The 25,979-nt window shown below is 36.3% G+C and carries 24 protein-coding genes; 13 read left to right on the top strand and 11 right to left on the bottom strand.

Features of this window, described 5'->3' with window-relative positions; genetic code table 11:
* The first annotated feature begins 45 nt into the window (after nt 1-45).
* Entirely contained in the window at nt 46-2,766 is a 2,721-nt protein-coding gene (locus tag M0G43_RS01565) for a proprotein convertase P-domain-containing protein (protein WP_248022819.1), read from the top strand.
* Between the two features lie 50 nt (nt 2,767-2,816).
* Here M0G43_RS01565 and M0G43_RS01570 read toward each other — a convergent pair whose 3' ends face one another.
* The 3 genes from M0G43_RS01570 to M0G43_RS01580 all read right to left on the bottom strand — a co-directional run bounded on the left by M0G43_RS01570 (nt 2,817) and on the right by M0G43_RS01580 (nt 7,065).
* Nucleotides 2,817-3,326, bottom strand: coding sequence for an RDD family protein (locus M0G43_RS01570; RefSeq protein WP_248022820.1), 510 nt, complete (start codon nt 3,324-3,326; stop codon nt 2,817-2,819).
* Between the two features lie 104 nt (nt 3,327-3,430).
* On the bottom strand, nt 3,431-5,899 hold the full coding sequence (locus M0G43_RS01575) for a ribonucleoside-diphosphate reductase subunit alpha (RefSeq protein WP_248022823.1): 2,469 nt from the start codon (nt 5,897-5,899) through the stop codon (nt 3,431-3,433).
* Nucleotides 5,900-6,084: 185 nt separating this feature from the next.
* Nucleotides 6,085-7,065 (bottom strand): ribonucleotide-diphosphate reductase subunit beta, encoded by a 981-nt coding sequence (locus tag M0G43_RS01580; protein WP_248022827.1) that lies wholly within the window; start codon nt 7,063-7,065, stop codon nt 6,085-6,087.
* A gap of 699 nt (nt 7,066-7,764) precedes the next feature.
* Between M0G43_RS01580 and M0G43_RS01585 the strand changes: the two genes are divergently transcribed.
* Complete coding sequence (locus M0G43_RS01585) at nt 7,765-8,499, top strand: LytR/AlgR family response regulator transcription factor (protein ID WP_248022829.1); 735 nt, start codon at nt 7,765-7,767, stop codon at nt 8,497-8,499.
* Nucleotides 8,500-8,721: 222 nt separating this feature from the next.
* Nucleotides 8,722-10,494 (top strand): tetratricopeptide repeat protein, encoded by a 1,773-nt coding sequence (locus M0G43_RS01590; RefSeq protein ID WP_248022830.1) that lies wholly within the window; start codon nt 8,722-8,724, stop codon nt 10,492-10,494.
* Between the two features lie 13 nt (nt 10,495-10,507).
* Here M0G43_RS01590 and M0G43_RS01595 read toward each other — a convergent pair whose 3' ends face one another.
* Nucleotides 10,508-11,074: a DUF3109 family protein gene (locus M0G43_RS01595; RefSeq protein WP_248022831.1), complete on the bottom strand. Its 567-nt coding sequence runs from the start codon at nt 11,072-11,074 to the stop codon at nt 10,508-10,510.
* A gap of 90 nt (nt 11,075-11,164) precedes the next feature.
* Here M0G43_RS01595 and M0G43_RS01600 point away from each other — a divergent pair, with 90 nt between their 5' ends.
* From M0G43_RS01600 to M0G43_RS01610, 3 genes are read left to right on the top strand one after another with little or no spacing between them, the layout of a single operon-like run.
* Nucleotides 11,165-11,752, top strand: coding sequence for a MarC family protein (locus tag M0G43_RS01600; protein WP_248022833.1), 588 nt, complete (start codon nt 11,165-11,167; stop codon nt 11,750-11,752).
* A gap of 14 nt (nt 11,753-11,766) precedes the next feature.
* On the top strand, nt 11,767-11,970 hold the full coding sequence (locus tag M0G43_RS01605; protein WP_248022834.1) for a hypothetical protein: 204 nt from the start codon (nt 11,767-11,769) through the stop codon (nt 11,968-11,970).
* The gene (locus M0G43_RS01610) at nt 11,970-12,572 is read left to right on the top strand and encodes an FAD-dependent oxidoreductase (protein WP_248022835.1); all 603 of its coding nucleotides are present in this window, start codon (nt 11,970-11,972) and stop codon (nt 12,570-12,572) included. Before M0G43_RS01605 ends, M0G43_RS01610 begins: the two co-directional genes overlap by 1 nt.
* Nucleotides 12,573-12,574: 2 nt before the next feature.
* Here M0G43_RS01610 and M0G43_RS01615 read toward each other — a convergent pair whose 3' ends face one another.
* The 7 genes from M0G43_RS01615 to M0G43_RS01645 form a co-directional block, all read right to left on the bottom strand.
* Complete coding sequence (locus M0G43_RS01615) at nt 12,575-14,167, bottom strand: S41 family peptidase (RefSeq protein ID WP_248022837.1); 1,593 nt, start codon at nt 14,165-14,167, stop codon at nt 12,575-12,577.
* Nucleotides 14,164-14,598, bottom strand: coding sequence for a deoxycytidylate deaminase (locus M0G43_RS01620; RefSeq protein ID WP_248022838.1), 435 nt, complete (start codon nt 14,596-14,598; stop codon nt 14,164-14,166). The genes M0G43_RS01615 and M0G43_RS01620 overlap by 4 nt, the downstream gene beginning before the upstream one ends.
* Before the next feature lie 189 nt (nt 14,599-14,787).
* Nucleotides 14,788-15,378, bottom strand: a complete 591-nt coding sequence (locus M0G43_RS01625) for a HupE/UreJ family protein (RefSeq protein ID WP_248022839.1) — start codon at nt 15,376-15,378, stop codon at nt 14,788-14,790.
* Nucleotides 15,379-15,448: 70 nt separating this feature from the next.
* Nucleotides 15,449-16,666, bottom strand: coding sequence for a DNA polymerase IV (gene dinB, locus M0G43_RS01630; protein ID WP_248022841.1), 1,218 nt, complete (start codon nt 16,664-16,666; stop codon nt 15,449-15,451).
* 37 nt (nt 16,667-16,703) lie between these two features.
* Entirely contained in the window at nt 16,704-17,126 is a 423-nt protein-coding gene (locus tag M0G43_RS01635) for a type II toxin-antitoxin system VapC family toxin (protein ID WP_248022842.1), read from the bottom strand.
* A gap of 1 nt (nt 17,127) precedes the next feature.
* Nucleotides 17,128-17,379, bottom strand: a complete 252-nt coding sequence (locus tag M0G43_RS01640) for a DUF6364 family protein (protein WP_248022843.1) — start codon at nt 17,377-17,379, stop codon at nt 17,128-17,130.
* A 61-nt stretch (nt 17,380-17,440) separates the two neighbouring features.
* Nucleotides 17,441-20,446, bottom strand: a complete 3,006-nt coding sequence (locus tag M0G43_RS01645) for a DNA polymerase III subunit alpha (protein WP_248022847.1) — start codon at nt 20,444-20,446, stop codon at nt 17,441-17,443.
* 72 nt (nt 20,447-20,518) lie between these two features.
* On the opposite strand from M0G43_RS01645, the gene M0G43_RS01650 reads away from it, so the two are divergent.
* The 7 genes from M0G43_RS01650 (at nt 20,519) to M0G43_RS01680 (ending at nt 25,953) form a co-directional block, all read left to right on the top strand.
* Complete coding sequence (locus tag M0G43_RS01650) at nt 20,519-21,289, top strand: XRE family transcriptional regulator (protein WP_248022851.1); 771 nt, start codon at nt 20,519-20,521, stop codon at nt 21,287-21,289.
* A complete protein-coding gene (locus tag M0G43_RS01655) occupies nt 21,289-22,680 on the top strand; it encodes an exonuclease domain-containing protein (RefSeq protein ID WP_248022864.1) in 1,392 nt (463 codons plus the stop codon). Before M0G43_RS01650 ends, M0G43_RS01655 begins: the two co-directional genes overlap by 1 nt.
* Nucleotides 22,681-22,938: 258 nt before the next feature.
* Nucleotides 22,939-24,252 carry a site-specific integrase gene (locus M0G43_RS01660; protein WP_248022866.1) on the top strand — a complete coding sequence of 438 codons (1,314 nt, stop codon included), beginning with the start codon at nt 22,939-22,941 and terminating at the stop codon, nt 24,250-24,252.
* Nucleotides 24,249-24,422, top strand: a complete 174-nt coding sequence (locus M0G43_RS01665; RefSeq protein ID WP_248022867.1) for a hypothetical protein — start codon at nt 24,249-24,251, stop codon at nt 24,420-24,422. The genes M0G43_RS01660 and M0G43_RS01665 overlap by 4 nt, the downstream gene beginning before the upstream one ends.
* Nucleotides 24,423-24,436: 14 nt before the next feature.
* Nucleotides 24,437-25,063, top strand: a complete 627-nt coding sequence (locus M0G43_RS01670; protein WP_248022868.1) for a hypothetical protein — start codon at nt 24,437-24,439, stop codon at nt 25,061-25,063.
* 72 nt (nt 25,064-25,135) lie between these two features.
* Nucleotides 25,136-25,420 (top strand): helix-turn-helix domain-containing protein, encoded by a 285-nt coding sequence (locus tag M0G43_RS01675; RefSeq protein WP_248022870.1) that lies wholly within the window; start codon nt 25,136-25,138, stop codon nt 25,418-25,420.
* Entirely contained in the window at nt 25,420-25,953 is a 534-nt protein-coding gene (locus M0G43_RS01680) for a hypothetical protein (protein ID WP_248022873.1), read from the top strand. Before M0G43_RS01675 ends, M0G43_RS01680 begins: the two co-directional genes overlap by 1 nt.
* The last annotated feature ends 26 nt before the right edge of the window (nt 25,954-25,979 follow it).

Genomic DNA, 25,979 nt, shown 5'->3' on the forward strand with positions numbered 1-25,979 from the left:
ATTTAATATTTCCATATCTTTATGGCTCAATTTAAATCAGTTTTTATGCAAAACCTTTACAAAATCTTTTTAAAAGGCAAAAATTGCTTTTTAATTCCATCAGTTATGTTTTTAGTTGTTTTTGCCAATGCTCAAAAACCAAAAGACAAAAAACCATTTGAAATAGACCTTGGAGACATTGAAAAGATTGAAACTGAAGTGAGAGGCAACATGAGTATCAACCTTAATACGGGTTTCCCTATGGCGATTTATCAGGTTAATTTTGATGTTCCAGAAGGATCGCCTGAAGAAATGGCACAATATTATTTGCAGCATCAACATGAAAAGCTTGGAATTCCTCAAAATGACCTGCAAAATTTACGACACCATGCCACTAGAACGTCCAGAGCTGGTTCAGTTGTAAGATATCGCCAGTATTTCGGTCAATATCCGGTAAACAAAGCTGAAGTTACCATTAGCATTTCGCCTCAAAATAAAGTTGTTTTTGTAATGAACAGTTATGAAACAAATATAAATATTGGAAATATTCAACCTAATATTTCCGCTCAAACTGCCTATAACCTCGCTCTTAACTATCTAAATATTACTGGACGTATCATGTATACTGACAACAACCTTGTGATATATAAAAACACCAAAATGACTCGTCTCGCTTACGAAGTAGTCCTTTCGGCTGAAGGCCTGTCAGGAGAATGGCACGTATTTATTGACGCTCAAACGCAGCAAATATTCAAAGCTGTTGATATGGCACATTATCACAAGGATAAAGATAAAGACAAAAAAAATGAATCAACCGAAACCGCAGATAGAGCTGCAGCTCCTGTAAATGGTACAGGTTTGGTATTCAACCCTGACCCTCTATCTTCTAACCAAGTTGTATATGGTGGAGGCTATGTTGATGGTAATGATGCCGCTACCACTCAATTAAACAACGCTAGGTTCAATGTGGTTTTAAGGGATATTGACCTGACTGCTGGTGTTTATAAATTAAAAGGCCCGCGTGCCGAAATTATTGATTTTGAAGGACCAACCACAGGATTATTTACTCAAACTTCATCTGTATTTAATTTCAATAGACAAGAACAAGGTTTCGAAGCTGTAAACGCTTACTATCATATTGACTACATGATGGGTTATGTCAATGAAACATTAGGGTTAAATATCACCCCATATCAATATAATGGTGGTGTTAGATACGACCCTCATGCTGCTAACGGGGCAGACAATTCTTACTATACCAGTGGAGCCGGGCGCCTTGCCTTTGGCGAAGGATGTGTCGACGATGCCGAAGATTCAGACGTAATCCATCATGAATTGGGACATGGTTTACATGATTGGGTTACATCTGGCAGTTTATCCCAAGTAAATGGCTTAAGTGAAGGCTGTGGTGATTATATCGCACAATCTTATAATAGAAGTCTCGGTAATTGGACATCTGCAAACCCTCAATACAATTGGGTTTTTAATTGGGATGGACATAATCCCTGTTGGAATGGAAGAATTACAAATTATACTGCGGTATATCCTTCTGGACTGGTTGGTCAAATACATACTGATGGTCAGATATGGTCAAGTTGCTTAATGGGGATATGGGATCAAATTGGTCAGCAAGAAATGGATTTGATTTTTTATGAAGGCTTAGCAATGACCAATAGTTCATCTAATCAAAATGATGCAGCAAATGCTGTCTACCAAGCGGCATTAAGTCTTAATTACACACAGCAACAGCTAGTAGCCATTCACGATTCGTTAGAAGCATGTGGTTATACTTTGCCTGCATTGCCTGGTCCTCCAATAGTATCTTTTTCGGCTGATAACTCGTCAATTTGTTTAGACAACATCAATACAGTCAATTTTATGGATACATCCTCTCCTGCCGGAACTTCGTGGCTATGGACATTTGAAGGCGGTACTCCAGCAACGTCCACTGTTCAAAACCCAATTGTCACCTATGCATCTGAAGGCACTTACAATGTTACTTTAAGCGCTACTAATTCATATGGAACTACAGAATTAACGGAAACCGATTTTATAACTGTTTTATCGGGAGATGATTGTCCTGCTTGTACTACGCAGACTAATAACACACCAATCGCCATCTCGTCCGGTGCTGGTGCCACCTACAACTCAACAATGAATGTTACTGGAGGAGGTGATATAATTGATGTAAATGTGACTATTGATATCACACATACCTGGAATGCTGATTTGGATATCTTCCTAATTAGCCCTTCAGGAACAATGGTAGAGTTAACTTCTGATAATGGAGGTATCGCAGGACAGAATTACACAAACACGGTATTTGATCAACAGGCCACAACACCTATCACAAGTGGAACATCACCATTTACAGGAACCTTTATACCAGAAGGGAATTTATCAAGTTTTAATGGTCAAAATGCTTCAGGCAATTGGACGTTACGAGTTATAGATGATGCATCACAAGATGGTGGACAATTAAACTTTTGGAGATTGGAACTATGCGTTGAGCCACCACTGTCTGTTGCAGAAAATGTGTTTGAAGGATTCAGTATATTCCCTAACCCGAATAATGGTTCTTTCAACATTAAATTAAACTCCCCTTCGAGCAGCAAAATCAATATAGATGTATTTGACATTAGAGGCAGAGAAATTTTCAAAACTTCTTATACAAATACTGCCAATTTCAACCAGAACATTAATTTAAATAACGTACAATCTGGAATTTACATGGTACAAATTAGCGATGGAGAGAAAAAAGTAATCAAAAAAATTATTATTGAATAATATAAGATGAATCAAAACAAAAAGCCTGGAAATCATCCAGGCTTTTTATTTTAAACCTGGACATCTATTTCAGTATTTTGCCCTAGTTTCTCCAATTCTTCCGCAACCAAACGTTTGGAATCAAATTTCGCAATATCCACTACATAAGTATTTGAAATGCTGTCGTGCCAGCCCTTTCCGTTTGTACCTAGAAAAGAAAGTGCATCAAAAGGAATCAATCGACACAGCGTTCTGATAAGTAAAGCTTTTGTGGTGGGTTCATCACCATTGGTCATAATAACTTTTGTATTGGTAACATATTTCCCTAAAGACCTAAAGGTTGCTCGTTCGAAAATAAAATAATACAACACCAATAATACATATCCAAAAATATAATCAACTAACACAGGTAAATTATTCCAAAAATCATTCAATGTATAATTTCCAGTAAATTCACCGATATAAAAGAAAACATAGGCCAATCCATACGTAATAGCGTATTGTGGAACTAAATCAACCAAATGATTGGCAAACCTCTTCCACTTGCTGGCCAGCATATCTTCAGCTACTATAAACTCCATATAAATTTATTTCTTGTAATATAAGACTCTTTCCGTTTCACCATTGCTTTTAAGATAAAAAAAAGCCAACCCTAACGAGTTGGCTTTTTTACACTTAAATCAAATCATGAACCGCACATTAGGCAGTCATCACCTTCGGACTCTTTAGCTTGAGCAATCAAGGCTTTCATTTCTTCTGCGGTCAATGGTTCAACTTCAACCGCATTTTCTTTAGACAACTTTGCAGCGGTTTTGGCAGCCTGCTTTTTCTTCACTTCAATTGTCTCATCTATTTCAACAGTTTCTGCAACCGGTTCTTGCTTCTTGGTATTATCCAGTGTAAACTTAATGGCATCAACAGCGCTCTTCGTCCTTAAATAGTACATTCCCGTTTTTAGGCCACTTTTCCAAGCATAGAAATGCATTGAAGTTAGCTTTGCCATTGTTGCACCTTCCATAAATAAATTCAAGGATTGTGACTGATCTATAAAGTAACCTCTATGGCGTGACATATCGATGATATCTTTCATACTCAATTCCCAAACAGTTTTGTATAATTCTTTGATGTCTTGTGGTATGATATCAATATCTTGAATGGATCCGTTGGCTCTCATAATCTCTTGTTTCAAGCTTTCGTCCCATAGACCAAGCTCAACCAAATCTTCCAGCAAATGTTTGTTTACCACAATAAATTCACCAGAAAGAACACGACGAGTATAAATATTTGACGTGTATGGCTCAAAACATTCATTGTTACCTAAAATTTGAGAAGTACTTGCCGTAGGCATCGGAGCCACCAACAGTGAGTTACGAACACCATACTTCAAGACATCCCTCCTTAATTTCGCCCAATCCCAATTTCCGCTCAATTCTTCATCCTTAATTCCCCACATATTATGCTGAAACTCTCCTGCACTCATTGGTGAACCTTTGTAGGTTTGATATGGCCCTTCCTTTTGAGCTTCTTCCATACTGGCTGTTACAGCTGCATAATAAAGCGTTTCAAAGATGTCCTGATTCAATTGTTTTGCTTCATCGCTTGTAAAAGGCATTCTCAACATAATGAAAGTGTCTGCCAATCCTTGAACACCCAAACCGATTGGTCTGTGGCGGAAGTTAGAATTTTCAGCCTCAATAACCGGGTAATAATTCCTGTCAATTACTTTATTTAGGTTTTTGGTAACACGCTTCGTGATTCTGAACAATTCTTTATGGTCAAATTCTCCATTTTTCACAAACATTGGCAATGCTATGGAAGCTAGATTACATACCGCTATCTCATCCGGAGAGGTGTATTCCATAATCTCTGTACACAAGTTTGATGAACGGATTGTTCCCAAATTTTTCTGATTCGACTTTCTGTTTGCCGAATCTTTGTAAAGCATGTATGGCGTGCCAGTTTCAATTTGAGATTCCAAAATTTTCTCCCAGAGTTCTCGTGCCTTGATTGTTTTACGACCTTTACCCTCTGATTCATATTTTGTATACAAAGCTTCAAACTCTTCGCTGTGAACATTATAAAGCCCTGGGCATTCATTAGGACACATCAATGTCCACGGCCCATCTTCCTGAACACGCTTCATAAACAAATCAGAAATCCACATAGCATAAAAAAGGTCACGAGCACGTAACTCTTCTTTTCCGTGGTTTTTCTTTAAATCCAAAAAGTCAAAAATATCAGCGTGCCAGGTTTCCATATAAATGGCAAAACTTCCTTTGCGCTTACCGCCTCCTTGATCTACATACCTTGCCGTGTCATTAAACACTTGGAGCATTGGCACAATTCCGTTACTTGTACCGTTGGTGCCAGCTATGTAACTTCCAGTTGCACGAATATTATGTATGGACAATCCTATACCTCCAGCAGATTGGGATATTTTTGCTGTTTGTTTCAAGGTGTCGTAAATACCATCAATGCTGTCTTCCTTCATTGTCAACAAAAAGCAAGATGACATTTGAGGTTTTGGTGTTCCTGCATTAAAAAGTGTAGGTGTGGCGTGTGTAAAATACTTCTTGGACATCAACTCGTAGGTTTCGATAGCTGAATCCAGATCATTTAAATGAATCCCAACCGCTACTCTCATCAACATATGTTGTGGTCGCTCTGCAATCTTTCCGTTCAATTTCAGCAAATATGAACGCTCCAGAGTTTTAAAGCCAAAATAATCGTATCCAAAATCTCGATTGTAAATAATAGTAGAATCCAGTTTTTCTTTATTGTTTTTGATGACTTCGTATACATCATCCGCCAGCAAAGGTGCTTTTTTACCTGTGCGAGGGTTAACGTATGTGTACAAATCTTCCATCACCTCACTAAATGATTTCTTCGTGTTTTTATGAAGATTCGACACCGAAATTCTCGCGGCAAGCCTTGCGTAATCAGGATGAGCCGTTGTCATCGTAGCTGCAATTTCTGCCGCTAAATTGTCTAACTCACTTGTAGTAACGCCATCATATAAGCCTTCAATGACACGCATAGCAACTTTTACTGGATCAACAAGTTCGTTAAGTCCATAACACAATTTTCTAACTCTAGCTGTGATTTTATCGAACATCACTGGCTCTCTATGGCCATCTCTTTTTACTACAAACATAATTTCTTGAGCTTTTTTTATTTTCTGAATACCGTTTCAGAAAATCGGTTATTATTTAGTTGGTTGCACTTTAATTTCAAGGATTAAACGACTATTCCCGTTATGTCGAAATACGGTAATTTCTTGAAACCAAAATATTAGATTAATTAATTTTGATGTATGGATTACAACATCACATCGTACTATCAGAAATCAGCGTCAAAACTGAATTTGTCTTTTTCTTCTTCTTTATTAAGAACACCTGCCTTTTGATACTCTGATACACGCTTTTCAAAGAAATTTGTTTTTCCCTGAAGAGAAATCATATCCATAAAATCGAATGGATTTGCGGTATTATACTCTTTCTCGCAACCCAACTCTGTCAGTAATCTATCAGTAACAAACTCTAAATATTGTGACATCAAATTGGCATTCATCCCAATCAAACTTACAGGAAGTGATTCTACTATAAATTCCCTTTCAATATCCAAAGCATTGACCAAAATTTCTCTAATACGTTCTTTTGGAACTTTATTTACCAAATGTTTATTGTGAAGGTGAACTGCAAAATCGCAGTGTACCCCTTCATCTCTAGATATCAATTCATTGGAAAAGGTCAAACCTGGCATCAACCCGCGTTTTTTCAACCAAAAAATGGAACAAAACGCTCCTGAAAAGAAAATACCTTCAACGGCTGCAAAAGCAATTAGGCGTTCCGCAAAAGAATCCGACTCAATCCATTTCAAAGCCCAGTCTGCCTTTTTCTTAATGGCTGGAAAGTTCTCTATCGCATTGAAGAGTTTACTTTTTTCCGCTTCATCTTTTACATAAGTATCAATCAACAAAGAATAGGTTTCGCTATGGATGTTCTCCATCATTATTTGAAACCCATAGAAGAATTTTGCTTCGCTATACTGAACCTCGTTTACGAAATTTTCTGCTAAATTTTCATTTACAATACCGTCACTTGCAGCAAAAAATGCCAAAATATGCTTGATGAAATAGCGCTCATCATCATTCAGCTTGTTTTTCCAATCTGATAAATCTTGGTGCAAATCTATTTCTTCAGCTGTCCAAAAACTAGCTTCTGATTTTTTATACCATTCCCAGATATCGTGATGCTGAATTGGGAATATTACAAAACGATCTTTGTTTTCTTGTAAAATGGGTTCTGTAGTTTGAGACATTGTAAAAAAATTGAAAAAATTAGAAAAAAATGGTTCAACTCGTGACTAACAAAGATTCAAAAATGAGGTTGAAAATGAAAGCCATTTTTATAAACAATGTCAACAAGTTTTTAACAACAGAGCTTTATTGATGGCTTTTGAAAATATTCTTACAAATATTATATATTTCTGAATTTCAAAACTTTAAAAAAATTAACTTGCTTTACAAAGGGTGAAAGACCATAAAAGAAAAGACTTTATGAATCACAAAAATTTGCCATAAAAAAAGAGAGTCAACAAACTCTCTTTTTACCCCAATAATTAACTAAACTAACTAAAACTAAATTGAAGAATAAAGTCTTATACGTAGCTATAAAAAAGTCAGGATTTTACACCTGACTTTTTTCTGATTGATTAATAGCATTTAATCAAATTTAAAAGTGAATCCCCACGATCACTCTGTACTTTATGTTTTTTAGCCGATGAATTAAAATCTTTTGTCAAATATCTATATTTAAATTCTTACCAAAACACACAATTGTATAGTTGGTAATAAAAACTGTATAGTTGGTAGTTTAAAATTTTGGTGTCTTGAAAGGACAGTTTCGGATTCAATTATGTATTTTAAAAATCAAACAAATGTAACCCATTACACAGAAAAACGTACTGACTACACAATTGTAATGCTTTACATTTGTTAATATTGCTATCTTTATAATTATGATCAAAGCAGTAATAGTAGACGACGAGCCAAAAGCCATCCAAAGTCTATCTTGGGAGCTCACTCATTTCAGCAATGAGATAGAGGTTGTGAATGCGTTTTCCAATCCTGAAGATGCCATTGAATATCTCAACTACAACACGCCAGATTGTTTGTTTTTGGATATACAGATGCCCACAATGGATGGATTTCAGTTTTTGAGTAAATTGAACAATACCAATTTTGCAGTGGTGATCACAACTGCTTACAACGAGTTTGCAATCAAGGCTTTGAAACATGAAGCCATTGATTACCTTCTAAAACCGATTGATTCGGATGATTTGGAAGATACTATTTCAAAAATCAAGAGGTATAATGCAAAAATTTTCAATTCGGCAAAAATTGAGGAAGCTTTGTCTAACTTCAATGCCAAGTACGAGCAGAAAAAAATCACCATCAATACTGATGGAAAACTAATATTTTTAAATATTGACGATGTATTGTTTGTAGAGTCAGATGGTAATTATAGTACCATTGTTACTGCTGATGGACAAAAGATATTGATTACCAAAAAATTGAAAGAGGTCAATGATATTTTACCCGAACATTATTTTTTCAGGATTCACAATTCTTATATCATCAACCTTAACAAAATAAAAGAGTTTATAAAAAATGAAGGCTACGTCGTCATGGAATCAAATCATAAAATTCCTGTCGCAAGACAACGAAAATCAGACTTTTTAGAAAAGTTATAACGATTTATGTACCATTTGCTCCCTAAAATAGCAGCATCTATACGATGCAAATTTTTCCTTTGTGTTATTTTTTCAATCACAAGCAACTTCTTACATACGTATTCGCAAACTCCCAAAGATTCGGTTTTTGATCAGGCTTTGGAGGAAGTCATTAAAACAAAACCAAAAAACTATGAGGCTATAGATTCCCTTTTTGCTGAATTTAGCAAAGACAGTCTCAAGATGAAAGACCTTTTATATAAAGCAAAATCTATTAAATATTTAGAGGCGGAGTCTTATGCACAAAATTCACTGGGCGTCATTTACAGAAATATTTCTCATTATGAAAAAGCTCTAGATGTGCACCAAAAGGCTTATATGCTTGCCGAATTGGCCAATAATGTAGAACTGGAAGTTATAAGTTTAAACATGATTGGTGTGGTTTACAGACGAATGGATGCCATTAAACCTGCTCTAGATTATCATAAAAAAGCACTTGAAATAGCCAACAGAGCAGAAAATCCATCTGATAGACTTAAGGCGAGCATTGCGGTATCCCAAAACAGTATGGGAAATATCTATCTCACTTTGAAACAATATGATTTGGCCATCAAAGAGTTTGAGAAATCTTTGATAATCGAAAAAGAATTCAATAATAGATTAGGTTTGGCAATCAACTATCAAAATCTAGGCTATGCTGATGAAGCTCTGGGCAAATTGGAATTGGCTTTGAAAAACTACAAACGCTCTTTGGATTATAACAATCAAATCAACTCCGAAGTTGGGCGCGTCATATGCTACAACAGTATTGGGCAAGTTTACATCAAACAGAAAAAATATGGTGATGCCAAAGTGATCATTGAAGAAGGATTAAAGAAAGCCATTAATATCAATGATCAGTTTTATATTTCCTCTTCCTACATCAATCTTGGATGGACAGAAATGGAAATGAAGCTTTATAAGTCTGCCGAAGAAAACTTGAAAAAAGGACTTGAAATTGCCGAAAACTACAGCCTGAAATCAGCCATAGTTGAGGCCAGTTCAAAACTGTCAGAACTTTACAATAGAACTGGCAACTACAAAGAAGCGATGACCAATTATAAAAAGTCGGTTGAGCTGGAAAAAACCATATTCAACGAACGAAATATGCAATATGTCAGCGACATTATTATTCAATATGAAAATGAAGCAAAAAACAATGAAATAAAAGCATTGGCAAGTGAAAACGAGATTGTAAAATCAAAATTAGAGCGCAATCAAAAAATATTCTGGTTTACCTTATTAGGTCTAATTATACTTGCTGGCTTGGTGATTGCCTTCAACCGAAACCAACAATTGAAGCAAGAAAAGCAAATTTTGACCCTTGAACAGGATATGCTGCGAAGCCAGATGAACCCACACTTTATCTTCAATTCGCTTAATTCCATCAAACTTTACATCATCAACAATGAAAAGGAGAATGCAGTTTATTATCTCAATAAATTCTCAAAACTCATTCGTAAAATCCTGATTGCTTCAACCGAGAAGGAAATGACTCTTGAAGATGAATTGGACACGATGAAACTCTATATGAATATTGAAAACATCCGATTTTCAAATGAAATCGATTTTCAGGTGGAAGTCGATAAATCCATCAATACATCTAACATAAGAGTTCCTTCCCTTATTCTTCAACCGTTCTTGGAAAATGCACTTTGGCACGGATTGTCTTCAAAAGAAGATAATAAATCTATCATTTTGAATGTTACCAAACCATCCGAAGATTACATCAGTATTACAATTACTGACAATGGTGTGGGAAGAAAAGAATCTAGCCGAATCAACAACAATAAAATTTTAAAACGAAAATCTGTAGGAATTGCGATTACCAAAGCTCGTTTGGCCAATTTCTCGAAGGGTTTTACAAGTGATTACAAGATTAATATCGAAGATCTTTATGATGCAGCCGGAAAGGCCGAAGGCACAAGAGTCATAGTAAATATTCCCATAAGGTCCAATGTTTTAAAAATTGCTTAGACTCCGGTAGAATTTACTTGAATTTTTCTGCGACTTTCTCCAATTCCATATACCAATCTTCTCCAAATTTTCTGATAAGAGCTTGTTTTACAAATTTATAAACTGGCACTTGTAATTCTATGCCCAGAGTGCAGGCATCATCACAAATTTCCCATTTATGATAATTAACAGCTGAAAATTCGGTGTAATCTTTAACCCTTATCGGATATAAATGGCACGAGACAGGTTTTTTCCAATCAACGGCGCCTTGATTATATGCTTCTTCAATACCACAAAGTGCTGTACCTTTTTTATCAAAAATAACATAAGCACAATCAGCTCCATCAATAAGTGTTGTTTCGTGTTCACCCCAATCATTGGTAGTAAATGTTCCTTGCGCTTCAATTGCAGCGATACCTTCTTTGCGAAGAAATGGCTTCACTTTTGGATAAATGGCTTCCAAGATTTTTGTTTCCTCCAGTTCCAATGGGGCTCCTGCATCACCATCTACGCAGCAGGCTCCTTTGCACGCAGAAAGATTGCACACAAAATCTTTTTTGATAATATCTTCGGATATGATGGTTTTTCCTAGTTGAAACATCCGGCAAAAATACTTAAAGTTAACTGTTTATTAACGCTCAAATTCTGGATTAATGACCTACTTTTGCAAAAAATTTAAAGCGTTAAAGCGATGAACCTGAATTTTAAAGAAATATTTACGGCTTTTATGGTTCTTTTTGCGGTGATTGATATTATCGGCAATATTCCAATTATTATTGATTTGCGCAAAAAAGTGGGTCATATTCAAAGTGAAAAAGCTTCGATTATTGCTGGTATCATATTGATTCTTTTCTTGTTTTTGGGGCAAAACATCCTGTCTCTCATTGGTATTGGAGTAAACTCTTTTGCAGTTGCAGGTGCTTTTATCTTATTTTTTATTGCTTTGGAAATGATTTTGGGAATCACATTGTATAAACACGAAGAAACTGATATTTCCACGGCCTCGGTTTTTCCTTTGGCGTTCCCTTTGATTGCTGGTCCCGGAAGTTTGACAACATTACTTTCCCTACGTGCAGAATTCAGAATAGAAAATATAATTGTAGCCGTCATCTTAAACGTAATCATTATCTTTATGGTACTGAAAACGTCTGCCAAGATTGAACGACTGCTTGGCCAAAACGGTATTAGCATCATCCGTAAAGTGTTTGGTGTGATTTTATTGGCAATTGCCGTAAAGCTTTTTGCACATAACATCAAGGCCTTGTTCGAAGTAGCTTAAAAAGATTTCTTATTATGAAAATAGCATCTATTATTCTTTCCATAATGGCTGTAGGATTGATTGTTTTTAACGCGACAAGATTAAATTTTGACGCGCTTTTTAAAGGAGAAAGTCTTATTGCTGCGATTATGATTCTCGCATCACTTTGTGCCATTTTGATCCTTCAGATTTTATGGACGTCAAAACGAATTGAGAAACTTTCAAAACAGAAAAATTAATGTTTGACGCTTTAATCATTGGAGGTGGAGCTGCTGGACTTTCTTGTGCATTGGTATTAGGTTCAGCTCAAAACAAACCTTACGCTCAAGACAAGAAAATTGGAATTATCGTTCACCAAAGGACATCGCATCTTCAAAGTGCACTTTTCAACAATGTATTGGGATTGAAGCCTGGTACTACTGGTCAATCTATTTTAGAGGAAGGTAAATCTCAATTGGCAAATCTTTATTCAAGTGTGCTTCAAATTAAAGGTGAAAAGGTAATGGAAATCCGAAGGGAAGAAGATCATTTCATAATCATCACCAATAAAGCGTCGTATAGCTCTAAACTAGTAGTTGTAGCTGTGGGTTATACAAACCTCATCAATATCAAAGGTCTCGAAGATTATATAGAGCCACATCCCAGAGCAGTTGCTGCAAAAGAACGGATTTGGTTAAAAAATACGGATCATTTAATTGAAAATGGGCTGTATGTTGCTGGAAGTTTGGCTGGCTGGAGAAGTCAGTTTGCAATTGCTACAGGTAGTGGTGCGCAGGTAGCAACAGATATTCTGACTTTATGGAATGATGGCATTGACAGCCAAGTACACGATAAAATCTAAAATCACTGATTTTTACTCAACTTTATCACTTCTTCTATCATATCATCAGTGGTATTCATAATTTCTTCGTAAGCGTCGTGACCAAACAACTGGTCTGCCAATGAAGCCTTTATAAGTTGTTTTATTTCAGCGTTGTATGCTACAAAAGTGATTTGTACACGTTCCTTCAAACTCAAATAGTTTTGGAAACGCACCACAATATCATCGCTTACTTCAAAATTTTTGATGAAATCAGCTCGAGTAACACCTTCAAAGGCTGACCTGTCTTTATCCAATTCTTCAAACACAAAATAACTGATATAACCTCTATTATTGATGTAACTGATGGTTTCATTATGTACATTGGTATCCAATGGTACAAAAATATCAGGAATGATTCCGCCACCACCATAAACCACTTTTCCTTTTGGGGTGACAAAACGCAACGAATCTGCAATTCTGATGTGCGATTCATCAATCAACTCATCATTGCTCAATCTTTTGTAATAATCGTTGTAATAATCTTCATTCTTACCGTTTTCATAAGGTCGCTGAATGGAACGCCCTGTTGGTGTGTAATATCTAGAAACCGTAAGTCTCACAGCGCTACCATCACCAAGAGCCATTTCGCGCTGTACCAAACCTTTTCCGTAACTGCGCCTTCCTACAATAGTTCCTTTATCATTATCTTGCAATGCACCAGCTACAATTTCACTTGCAGAAGCTGAATTTTCATTGATGAGAATAAAAACTTCGCCTTCTTCAAAATCTCCTCTACGAGTGGCGTAACTCTTTTCTATTTTCCCAGATTTATTCTTGGTAAATAAAATCAATTTATCATCTTCCAAAAATTCATCCACTATCTGTTCTGCAATACCTAAAAAACCTCCAGGATTATCTCTCAAATCCAACGCCAATTTAGTAGCACCTTGGTCTTGCAGCCGATCCAAAGCTTTCTTAAACTCTTTATAAGTCGATTCCGCAAACCGATTGATTTTTATGTAACCCAATTCTGGAGTCAGCATATAAGCCGCATCGACACTATTGATAGGAATGTCGCTCCTTTTTACGGTAAAATCCAGCAATTTATTTTCTCCACGACGGTAAACTTTTAATCGAATTTTCGTGTCTTTCTCACCTTTCAGTTTTTGAATAATTTCATCGTTGCTCATCGTCGTTCCAAAAATGGAATCACCATCCACCATAATAATTCGGTCGCCACTTTTGATTCCTGCTCTTTCACTTGGACCACCTTCAACAGGCCTGATAATAGCAATCGTATCTTTATAGGTATAAAAACTCACGCCTATTCCCACAAAATCACCCTTCATATTTTCAGTAACACGCTGCATTTCACTTTGGGGAATATAGGTAGAATGAGGGTCAAGATTATTCAAAATGCCATTTACGGTCACATCGACAATGCTGTCCGTATTGATATCATCAACATATTCGTAATCAATATAATCTATCAGTCTGTTGAGCTTATCTTTTTTACTGTTGGAAGTAAATAAACGATCAGAAGTATCAGTAAAATTAAGCTTACCACCAATGAAAACGCCTATCGCAATGGCGAAACCTACAATAAGTGGAATATATTTTCTACTTAATTTCATTCTGCACTCAAATCTTCTATTCGTTCCAATTCAATTCCTGCCTTTTCCAAAAATTGCAAGCCAGAATCGTCCTTATAACGTTCAAGATACACAACACGTACAATACCTGCTTGATGTATCAACTTACTGCATTCTTTGCACGGAGAAAGCGTCAAATAAAGTGTTGCACCTTTACACGATTGTGTTGAGGCTGCCACTTTTAAAATAGCGTTGGCCTCGGCGTGCAGCACATACCATTTGGTATAGCCTTCTTCATCTTCACAATGGTTTTCAAAGCCTGTTGGCGTGCCGTTATAACCATCGGAAATAATCATTCTATCCTTTACAATAATCGCTCCAACCTGCTTTCTTTTGCAGTGGGATAACTTTCCCCATTCTCTCGCAATTCTTAAATATGCTTTATCGTATCGTAGTTGTTTTTTCTTTGGCATTAAATTTTTAAAGTGTTTGGGCGTTCCCTTCGGTCGGGCTTTCCGCTATATCTTTTTGTCAAAAAAAGTCAGCCTTATATGACAAAAAGGATGCCGCTGCAATCCCTAACGCAAATCTATAACGAATATAGGAGGTTCGTTATTTAATTTATATAATTTAGAGTTAAAATTTTCGTGATTGCCAGCAATTTAGGCAAACAAGCCATTATTGATAAGCATTGGGATAAGCACTCCTACTACCACTGCCGAAAGCACCACAACCCAATCTCGTTTTGAAAACCTGAAAATCGTTTGGCATAAAAAGCCTAAAAACACCACAATAAAAGCCGCAATTAGTTGCCCCAATTCTATTCCCAAAGCCAATTCCAATAAAGCCACCAATTTACCAATGGTTTGATTGATATGTTTGGAAAAAAGACCTACAAAACCAAGACCGTGAACCAGCCCAAAAAATAGAGAAGACAAAAACAATATTCCTATCTTCTCGCTAGTTGCTTTCTTTCCAGCGGTGAAAACGTTATATAGCGCGACGACCAATATGATTAAAGGAATCAAAAAGTCAATTAGTTTAAGATTCACTTTAATAATGCCATACACTGCCATAAGAAGTGAAAGCGTATGACCCAACGTGAAAAGTGAAACCAAAAGCAGCAAACGTTTCCAATCCTTAAATAAAAATGGAACGGATAAAACTATCAGAAACAGAAGATGATGATAGGCATATACATTGAGAATATGATCTATGCCATAACGCACGTTGAACCAAAAATTGTCTAGCATAAGTCTATGAATTTGGGCAAATTCAAAGGTACAAGGAAACTGTATTGTTGCAAAATATATTTAGGGCAAATCAAGACCGTCTATTTGCCAACAATGGTGGTGGCTCTCCTGTAAACGGATTCCAACGGCTGATGGTTTTTGCCTCCATCCCTGCAGCACTGATGACAGCTCTGTCACCGTAACGTTCACGCATTCTGTCGATGGCACTGCTTAAGTTCAAATATTTGGTGTCATCTTCAAATAAATTTACCTGATGGCCTCCTTCTACCAGATGGCTAAACTTCACGCCTACCAATCGCACCAATAGACGTCGATTGTAGAGTTTTTCAAATAAATTCAACACTGTCGGAATCAAGCTATGGTCCATACAACTATACGGAATGTGTTGTTGCTGAGTATAAGTCTGAAAGTCAGAATAACGAATCTTAAAAGTTACGCACGCTGTCAATTTATTGCCTCTTCGCAATTGATACGCTAGATTTTCAGTCATAGCAATCACGATGCCTTTCAACATCGCCACATCAATTGTGTCCTTATCAAACGTTCGTTCTGTGGAAATTGATTTTCGTTCGTGGTATTGTATGACAGGAGAGTTATCAATGCCATTGGCTTTATTCCAAATGGTCAAACCGTTTTTCCCCAGCACTTTATATATCAATTCCATCGGCATCTCTTGTACGGTTTTGATTTGTTTGATGCCCAAATCACACAAAGATTTATAGGTAACACTTCCCACCATCGGGATTTTCTTTACAGATAAAGGTGCCAAAAATGGCTTTTCCGTTCCCGAAGCAATCCGAAGTTCATTATTGGGTTTTGCTTCTCCGGTTGCGATTTTTGAAACCGTTTTGTTAAGTGACAATCCGAAAGATATCGGAAGCCCTGTTTCCTTGATGATGCGTTGGCGCAATTCAGAAGCGAGTTTATGACAACCGAAAAATTTGTCCATACCCGTTAAATCAATATAAAACTCGTCAATGGAAGTTTTTTCATACAGCGGCACACTTTCTTTGATAACATCAGTGACTTCCGCTGAATATTCTGTGTACAACCCAGAATCACCTCTTAATATAATGGCTTCTGGGCACAACTGTCTGGCCATACGCATCGGCATTGCAGAGTAGACACCAAACTTTCGAGCTTCATAACTACAGGATGCAACCACACCCCTATCGCTGGTGCCACCAATAAGAATAGGCTTTCCATTCAGTTTACTGTCCCTTTTTCGTTCGCAAGACACGAAAAAGGTATCTAAATCCATATGCACTATTGAGCGATTCTTATCCATTTTCGATATAAACAGTTTGGGACGAAGTATCAAATATTTACTTATTGAGTCTTCCTCTCAAATAAGTTTCAGGCGTCATTACGGCCAGAGTGCTTTTTTTAAAATCTTTTATATTTCTTGTGAGTAATACTCGAATCTTTCCATTTTCCAAAGCCGAAAAGTTCTGCAAGGCATCTTCAAAATCTGTAAAATCTGAATTAAGCGCATTCAGCACTACTTTTTTATCCATATCAGCAATATCGATGATGGTCAAGAGTTGTTTCAACTTTTCAATAATCAAATGATGCTTTCCTATCTTCCTTAATAAATAGTACACATTTGAAATCACGACTGGCGTAGTGAATCCCTTTATTTTTCCTTCTTCACATAAATTAAGCACTTGTGCCGCATATTGGGAATACGGTTCACGGTCAAAAAAGAAATCCAATAAGACATCGGTGTCTATCAATACATCGTCCATTTTATAAATATTTTTCTTCCAAACGCTTTTTAATCTCTTTTTTATAATCCACTTTTTTGGACGTTTTAAAGGAGCCCTTCAATGATTTTACAATAGGATTAAGTTCTGGTTCATCTCGTTTCCGTTCCTCCATCGTCAATATTTTAAGATAATTTTCAATGATATCGGATAAGCTTCGGTTTTTTTCCTTTGCATATCGCTTTGCCTTCTCTATGATTTTTTTTTCGATTGTCAATGTCAATTTTGTACTCATAATAATTGTCTTTTTTCAAAATTAATCAAAAAACCAATTATACGTGTTATTTTTAAAAATTTTACACGTGTATATTCAAATTTTCTGCTACGCTTTTATTGGATGAACTCATTTGTTGTTCCGCATACCTCGGGTCTTCAATCATAGCTAAATGCTCCATACTGATGACTTCCACGCTTACACAATCAAATTCTATCATCACTTTTCCCGTAATACTATAGATGCCTTTTCCTCGAAACGGGAATTGCTCAACCACAGGTGGGAAATGCACGGTATCCACAAAATCGCCATCCCTGTCCAAAAAATTACCGAAATGCATCAGTTCGCCTCGTGATGTTTTGGTGTCTTTTGTGGTAACCAAATAGCCTTCAATGGTCACTATTTTCCCTTTCAAAGATTCTAAATGCCGTGCTCGTAATGGATTTGTAGAAGTCTTCTTTAAAAGCTCAAACGGATTGCACAACGGAAAGCCCAACAATTCAATTTCATCAAAGGCATTTTCCAAAGCTGTACTCGGCAATTCTGGTGTTTTAAAGTTAACACGTTCTGCTCTGAACAGAGTGATTTCCTGCTCTTGAACTTGGTGTTTGCTAATTTTTAAATGGGCTTCCCAAAGCAATTCACGTTTATGGGTGTTTGTAAAACGAAACGCATTGATTTTTATCAAAATGGAAATCTGTTCTATGGAAATTGGCACGCGTTCCAAAAAATCATCCAAACTTTGAAAGCTGCCGTTTTTGCTTCGTTCATCAAGGATTCTTTCCATCACTTTTGACTCAAAGGATTGCAAAAACATAAAACCCAAATAAATGGTTTTTCCGTGGATGACCGTTTGCGTAAAACTTGTGTTGACACAAGGTGGCTCGATGATGCCTTCGTGCATTCGCGCTTCGTGTACATACAATTCGGTACTGTAAAACCCACCGAAATTATTGATGGTTGCCACCATATATTCCAAAGGAAAGTAGGCTTTTAAAAACAAACTCTGATAGCTTTCCACCGCATAAGATGCCGAATGTCCTTTTGCAAAGGCATAACCTGCAAAACTTTCAGTTTGTCGCCAAACGTCAACCACCAATTCGTAAGGCTTTCCATCCTTCTTACAATTATCAAAAAACTTTTGCTTCACCTTATTGAATTCCTCACGCGAACGGAATTTCCCCGACATCCCGCGACGCATCATATCTGCTTCGCCTAAATCTAACTTTGCAAAATAATGGGCCACTTTTATGACATCTTCTTGATACACCATCACACCATAGGTTTCGGGCATAATTTCCAATAATTTAGGATGTGCTTCATTGCGACGTTCGGGATGACGATATCGTTGTATATATTCGCGCATCATCCCGCTTTTGGCAACACCAGGGCGTATGACGGAACTTGCCGCAACCAGTCCCAAATAATCATCTACCTGCAATTTTTTCATCAGCATACGCATCGCAGGCGATTCCACATAAAAACAGCCAATTGCTTTGGCGTTTCTCAATAAGTGTTTGATTTTTTTATCTTCTTTAAACCGCTTGATATCGTGAATATCAATAGGTGGCTCCTGCGGATGGTTGTAAGCCACAATCTCCGTGGCTTCCTTGATTTTTCCGAGTCCTCGTTGGCTTAAAATATCAAACTTATAAAGCCCAATGTCTTCCGCCAAATGCATATCAAACTGCGTCGTCGGATAATTTTTCGGAGGCAAAAACGTCGCACCATAGTAGTGAATCGGTCTTTCTGAAATGATGATGCCACCAGCGTGGATGCCCAAATAATTGGGAAACCCTTGTATATAAGTGCTGTACTTGATAACCAACCTGGATAGCTTATCCAATTGATTGAGATTATATTTCCCTGTTGTGAGTACATCCATTTCAGACTTTGGAAGTCCAAAAACTTTTCCCAATTCGCGCACAGCAGCCCTAAATTTGAAGGTATTGTAAACCGTCAGAAGTGCTGTGTTTTTAAAGGTCTTGAAAATGAAATCGGTAATATCATCCCTATCTTTCCAAGAAAAATCAATATCAAAATCGGGTGGATTTTGCCGGAATACATTGATAAACCGTTCGAAATACAAATCCAACTCTATCGGGTCAACATCTGTAATCCGAAGCAAGTATGCCACGATACTATTGGCGCCACTGCCACGACCCACATAGAAATAGCCCTTGCTTCGCGCATATTCCAAAATTTTCCAATTAATCAAAAAATAAGAGACAAAACCTTGTTTCTTGATGATGGAAAGTTCTTTTTCAATCCTACTAAAGACCTTTTCATCGTAATCGGGATATCGATACGCGACACCATCATAAGCCAGTTTCTCCAACTTTTGAAAATCCTCTTCTTCAGTACCGACAAGTGATTTTTGATTTTTTGGAGTCGGTTTTTCAAAGTCAAAACGAACGTTGCAATTCTCCAAAATCCTTGATGTATTTTTCAAAAACTCTGGAAACTCCTGATATAGATTACACAACTCTTGATAAGGCAGCATACAGTCGGTTTCTTTGCCTTCCTCACTTTTCGGGAGTTTGCTCAACAGCGTATTGTTGTCAATCGCTCGCAGCAATCGATGTATATTGAAATCCTTTTTATCTTGAAACGAAACGGTTTGTAACACCACCAATTTGCTTCTGAAGATATTCCATTTTGAGAATTTCAAATGGTTCAAATCTTGTGGTCTGATGCCCAAAAACTCATTTTCCTTCAGATGATATTCCTTTTTATGTACATAAGGATAAATGACAAACACATCCTCCAGTTCAGGTGCGGTTTCAGGTATTTTCAATTCATAATTATGCAAAAAATCAGATAGGTAAGCATTGATATTTTGAAACCCATTATTGTTTTTGGCAAGCAAAACAAACTGCTGTTGAACACCATTCCGAAAGTCGACACCCAGTACAGGTTTTATGTCGTAATTGGACGACAAGCGCATAAACTCCAAACAAGCTGCCGTTGTATTGATATCCGTCAATGCCAAGGTCTGCACACCATTTTTTGAAGCAATGGCAAGCAACTGCTCCGGCTCGATGGTGCCGTATCGCAAACTGAAATAACTATGGCAATTGAGGTACATAAAATAATTTTTAACAAATTTAGCTATTATATGTAGTTGTAGTTGCTTACATTTGTAGCAAATAGTGTTAAAATGAAATATATCCAAGCCAACCTTAAGCATTTGAGAGCTTTAAAGGAACTTTCCCAAGAGCGTTTTGCAGACGAATTGGGCTGGTCGCGTTCCATTGTAGGTTCTTACGAAGAAGGTCGCTCCGAGCCACCCATTGACCGATTGATTGATTTGTCAAACTATTTCAATATTCCTATTGATATTTTGGTGAGAAATGATTTACGATTGGCAAAAGACACTTCATTTATTGAAATTGGCAATAAGCGCGTTCTATTTCCCGTAACTGTCAATGAAAACAATGAAGACCTCATCGAAATTATCCCGACGTCGGCTTCCGCAGGTTATTTAGCTGGTTATGATGACCCAGAATACATTGAACAACTTCAAAAGATAAAATTGCCTTTCCTCCCGACAGGTACGCATCGTGCGTTTCCCATCAAAGGAGATTCTATGTTGCCAGTGAAAGATGGTTCATTTGTGGTTGCAAAATTTGTTGAAGACATACAAGATATCAAAAACGGTCGCACCTACATTATTTTAACAAAAGAGGATGGCTTGGTTTATAAACGTATCTATAATTTGATTCAGGAGAAACAATCGTTACTTTTAAGTAGTGATAACAAAGCTTATCAACCCTACGAAGTTTCTATTGAAAACGTGTTGGAAGTTTGGGAATTCACTTGCTGCATCAATACACAGGAATATGACGAGAAAGAGTTGAAATTGAGTAGTATTATGACGATGTTTCAAGAATTAAAAGTAGAATTGGAAGCCGTTCAAAATATTGCATAATGGCAAAAACCAAGGTTATATATACCATTATCGATGTAGAAACCACTGGACGTGGCAACAAAATCACTGAAATTTCCATTTTTAAACACGATGGTGAGCAAGTGATTGACGAATTTACATCACTCGTCAACCCAGAAGCCTTAATTCCTGACTACATCACAGCATTGACTGGCATTGATAACGCTATGGTAGCCAATGCACCAACATTTTCTGATATAGCCCAAGATATCCTTGACATTACGAAGGATAGCATTTTCGTGGCGCACAATGTCAACTTCGATTACAATGTGATTCGTAATGAGTTTAAAGCGATTGATATTGATTTCAGAAGAAAAAAACTCTGTACCGTACGACTTTCAAGGAGTTTGTTTCCGGGTTTTCGCTCTTACAGTTTGGGGAAATTATGCAATTCATTGAATATTGATTTGGTTGATAGACATCGTGCAAGAGGCGATGCCGAAGCGACTACAATACTTTTCGAACAGATTTTGGCACATCAATATTCAAAAAAGACAATTGCTTCATTTTTAAAGAAAAACTCCAAGGAGGCTACACTTCCGCCACATTTGGAAAGTCAAGTATTTAATGATATTCCAAATGCGCCAGGTATTTATTATTTCAAAAATAAAAAAGGTAAAATTATTTATGTCGGGAAAGCCATCAACCTTAAAAAGCGTGTGCTTGGCCATTTCTATGATAAATCTGACAAGGAACTGAACCTCTGTCGTGAAACGGCTGATATCGATTTTGAACTTTCCGGTAGCGACCTCATCGCTCGACTTATGGAAGATGCTGCCATAAAACATCATTTTCCTATTTACAATCGTGCCGCAAAACGTCCTCCAAAACCTTATGCCATTTTCAGTTATGAAGACAGACGAGGCGTCATACATTTAGCTTTCAATACTTTAAAAGCTACTCCAAATCCGTTGCAGGTATTTCATAGTATTAGAGATTGCCGACTTTATTTAGAGCAAATTTGTGAGCAATTTGAATTATGTCCAAAATATTGTCATCTACAAGAAAGTGTTTGGACCTGTTCTCATTATAAATTGACGAATTGCAAAGGCGTTTGTAGAGATGAAGAATCAGTTATGAATTATAATGAACGTGTCAATTTAGCACTAAATCATATACATTCTTCCAACGAAAATTTGATATTGAAGGAAAAAGGGCGAAATATTGAAGAAGAAGCGTTCATCTTAATTAAAAATGGTGCGTATTTAGGCTATGGATTTATAGAAAAATCTGAACAAATAGTACATTCCATTGACTTGGAAAGGTTTTTAATTCCCCAAAAGGAAACTGCAGAAACTAATGGCATCCTCAAAAGCGCATTAATTACTCATAAAAATCGCGTTCAATTAGAAACATATTCAGACACAGAATAAAAAAAAGCCTCAACATTTCTGTTAAGGCTTTTGTACTCAAGGTGGGAATTGAACCTATTTAATTTTGATAGTTTCTTAAACGCTCTAAAAATACATACAACACCCTTATTTTATTACTACTTACAAACGTTTTGCGATGTTATTAAAATTAGTTGAGGTTCTAAATAATTAATCTAAATTAGGTAAATGTTGTACACTATGTCGGCACTATGGAATTTTAGACTATATTTGATTTGTTCAAATGTTAGATTATAAATAATGGCTTCTTTAAAGTACTTCATTAAGGGAAACCAAAACCCTACGACAATTTATTTACGCTTCACTCAAGGCCGTAAAATCGATTTAAAACGCTCAACTTCTTTACTCATAAATCCGAAATACTGGAATGCAACCAAAGGAGCTGTTAAACAAATTTCAGAATACGCCGATAAAAAGAACCTACAAAACGACCTCAACGGATTAAAGACGGCTATTTTAAACAGTTTTAACGAACATTATTCAAAAGGTGGCATCATTAACGCCGAATGGCTAAACCAAACCGTAAAACAGTATTTTCAGCAAGACGGTAAAACCGATTTGAATTACTTTTTGGATTATTCACAGTACTACAAAGACAATTTGACTTCAAAAGTACAATCGACTGGTAAAACTGGCGTGACCAGTAACACTCTTAAACGCTATAACACCATCATCAATAAAGTTACCGCCTTTGAAACTCATCAAAAGAAACGATACACCTTTGAAATGATTGATTTGAAGTTTTACAAGGATTTCAAAAACTATCTAATCAAAGTTGAAAATCTTAACCTAAATACTACTGGCCGTTATATCAATTATATCAAAACGATATGCATAGATGCTAAAAAATACGGCATCAAGATTAATCCAGTAGTGCTAAATGGCGAATTTAGACCAACTAAAGAACCTGTTAATTTTATCACGCTATCAAAAACCGAAATCGACACGATTTTTAAACACGATTTCAGCAATACACCTTATTTGGATAATGCGAGAAACTGGCTAATCATTGGCCTATGGACTGGCGCACGTGTTAGCGACCTTTTAAAATTCACTAAAAACAACATCCAAAACGGTTTTATTGAATATACAGCCAAAAAGACTGGACAAAAAATCATTTTGCCTTTGCATCCACACGTTAGAGAAATTTTAGAAAACCTCAACGGCGAATTTCCTAAAGAGATTTCGAGCCAAAAACTCAATGACTATATAAAGATTGTTTGTAAGACAGCTGGACTAAATGAGGTTGTCAAAGGATCCAAACAAGTTGAGGTTAAAAATAAAATTTGGCGAAAAGAAAACGGCCATTACCCGAAATACGAATTAGTTTCTACTCACATTTGCCGTCGTTCTTTTGCCACTAACCATTACGGACAACTACCTACGCCTGTTATAATGGCTGTTACTGGACATACAACCGAAAAAATGTTTTTGAACTACATAGGCAAAACGGCAAAGGACAACGCCAATGTTTTACACGAATTTTGGCAAGTCCAGGAACAAAAGAAACTTCAAAAACCTCATCTAAATCTAATTAAAACACAAACAGCGTGAAAACATCAAAAGACATAACAACACCAATAGGTTTTTTCAATACATATTTTGACCTTTTGCCACAATATAAAACCAATAAAGATGCATTTGATTATCTGAATACTCAAGTTGAATACATCACAGGCAGAAAACTCTTTAAGAACTACGAACAATGGCAAAATAGCCAATAAATACTTTTGTTCAAATGTCAAATAATACACTTAAAACCAGTTATCGAGAATTGCAAGACCACTTAAGGGCAATTTCTGAAATTCCAGAACGAGTAAATCGTTGCGATGAGGTTTTAAAAAAAGAGCTGTTAGAACACATCGACAATAGAATACAAGACGTTTTAGGCACTATAAACGGCGTATTAATGGTAAATTCCGACTATAATTATCCTAATGAATACTTGCCTAATCGACAATTTGAATACTGGGCTGAAAGAGTTAATCAGGAATTCAACTATTACCAGTTTGTAAGATTGAGGGAATTTATTTTAAACAGTATTGAAGTTAGAGCCGTACGAAATAAACACGAAAGGCATTTTTTTGAAACTGGATTAGATGCATTTGATTATCTGAATACTCATTTTACCGACAAGGATAGGGCGTTAACAACTAAATATACAATTCTGTATCATTTTTTGAGATATAAAAACCTCATAAGGGCTACAGCTGTAGAATACCAGTCTTTTGTTAGAGAATACACATCACTACCTCAAAAATTCAGTAGATTGAATTTTGACAACTCCGACAATCCAATTTATTTAACTCACGAACGACATCTAATAGAACTTTATAAGGAATTTCTATCACTTCAAAACAAATGAATTAGATTGATATAATATTGAATTAATCACTACTCAATTTTGCCATAACTTTAATTTTAAATGTTTTGAGTTATGGAAACAATCCAATTTTTAAACACCAGTCCAAACGCATTGGCTAATCTAATTGATGAGAAATTAAAAGAGCAATTAGATGACCTTAAAAAGAACTTCACGCCAAAAGAACCGGAAGAATTTATGTCACGGAATGAAACGGCTAAACTTCTTAAAATATCGTTGGTAACATTACACGACTGGATTAACAAAGGCATATTACATCCTTATAAGATGGGTAACAAAACGTATTTCAGTCGTAAAGAGATTACCGAGACTATTTACAGCTCCAACAAATCGAAGTGATGAAAACGGCCGAAATTGAATTTTTGAGGGCTATCTATTCAAAGACCTCATCTAAAGTAAATGATACAATCATTGAATATAATCTACTGGCCAATGATGAGGTTATTGATGAACCTTTGTTCACTCCAATTGTGAGACTTGAACTTGATAACGGCTTTCACGATAGAAGTAGGTATTTTGATTACTGGCTTTATTTCAGAAATGACACCAACTGGAAAAGGTGCGCACGTACTGGATTAGCAAAAACAGACTTCAACTATATTCTTGAGGGCAATATATCGAGGGAATTAAACCTTTCCACTAAAACAGCCAAAGGCAAAAACTTTGAGACACCTCAACATTTGGTGATAGTTCAAAGTGCTGACATACATTCTTATTTGATTGTTGATATCTTCAAAGACTTCTACATTAGGAAAAAACAGATTTTAAAACACTTTATCAAAGACCACATCAAAGAACATCCTGCAACAAAAAAAGAGCCGTTAAACAGCTCTTTAGTTTGTTCAAATGTTTGTAATAACGGACCACGTTAAAACAATGGCAATATACAAAATCGATA

Source organism: Subsaxibacter sp. CAU 1640 (genome assembly GCF_023156585.1).
GTDB lineage: Bacteria > Bacteroidota > Bacteroidia > Flavobacteriales > Flavobacteriaceae > JBPOFM01.